Here is a 1,110-nt window from a genome sequence, read left to right on the forward strand (position 1 = left end):
CTCTGAGTTTAAAGAGATGTTGAAAACATATTCTAGAGAACAATCAGGAAAAGATGAATTAATTAAATATCTTTTAGACTCAAAAGCAATTGAAGCTTCCAAAAGAGTGAGTAATGAATTTTTAGATAATGCGCTCGTAAATATCATAGAGATTGATGAGCCAATTAAACAATACCTAATTGAAATGGTAGAAAAACTACGTACTCGATTAAATTAATATACAAAACACATAAAAAAGTGATAGAATAAGTAAAGAACTTTTAAAGGAGAATAACTTAATGGAAAGAACATTTTTAATGATTAAACCTGATGGCGTCCAAAGAAACCTAATTGGACCGATCGTTGCAAGATTAGAAAACAAAGGATTCAAAATCGTAGGTGCTAAACTTATGCAAGTATCTGAAGACTTAGCAAAAACTCACTATGGTGAGCATGCTGACAAACCATTTTTCGGTGAGCTTGTAGACTTCATTACTTCTGGTCCTGTTTTCGCAATGGTATTAGAAGGAGATAACATCATTAAAACAGCACGTCTTGTTGTTGGTGCTACAAACCCACAAGAAGCTGCTCCTGGAACAATCCGTGGAGACTTTGGTCTTACAGTAGGTAAAAATATTATTCACGGTTCTGACTCACTCGAGAGTGCAGACAGAGAAATCAATTTATTCTTTGAAGAATCAGAACTAGTAGACTACAGCTTAATTAACAAAGATTGGATCTACTAATTAAATAAAAAGCTGAGTATTTAATACTCAGCTTTTTATTTTACATACATTTACGAGGTGATGACATGAGATTTTTAACAGCAGGTGAGTCGCATGGTCCGAAGGTCACAGCGATAGTAGAAGGTTTTCCATCAAATTTACCAATAAATAAAGAGCGAATGCAAAAAGAACTATTTAAGCGTCAAGGCGGTTATGGTCGCGGACGTAGAATGCAAATTGAAAAGGACACATTTACTTTCGGTAGTGGAATTCGTCATGGTAAAACACTCGGTTCTCCAATAATGATGGAAGTGCAAAACGATGATTTTAAGCATTGGACTAAAATCATGGGCGATACACCATTAACTAAAGAAGAACTGAGCGAAATGAAACGTGTCATTACACG

2 protein-coding genes and 1 pseudogene are annotated in these 1,110 nt (G+C 34.9%); all 3 read left to right on the forward strand.

The genetic code is table 11. The annotated features are described in order from the left end of the window. A pseudogene (locus tag ACFQY0_RS21155) lies at nt 1-217 on the forward strand (polyprenyl synthetase family protein); the annotation flags it as partial. A gap of 61 nt (nt 218-278) precedes the next feature. Beyond that, nucleotides 279-725 carry a nucleoside-diphosphate kinase gene (gene ndk / locus ACFQY0_RS21160; RefSeq protein WP_186077530.1) on the forward strand — a complete coding sequence of 149 codons (447 nt, stop codon included), beginning with the start codon at nt 279-281 and terminating at the stop codon, nt 723-725. A gap of 65 nt (nt 726-790) precedes the next feature. Further along, a partial coding sequence (locus ACFQY0_RS21165) for a chorismate synthase (RefSeq protein WP_379717040.1) occupies nt 791-1,110 on the forward strand: 320 nt, incomplete at its 3' end.

Origin of the sequence: Haloferula chungangensis, from assembly GCF_042664875.1 — a bacterium.
GTDB classification, from domain to species: domain Bacteria; phylum Verrucomicrobiota; class Verrucomicrobiia; order Verrucomicrobiales; family Akkermansiaceae; genus Haloferula; species Haloferula chungangensis.

Excerpts from the sequence above, each read along its gene's own strand:
- ndk (WP_186077530.1), top strand. The coding sequence starts at position 279 with ATGGAAAGAACATTTTTAATGATTAAACCTGATGGCGTCCAAAGAAAC.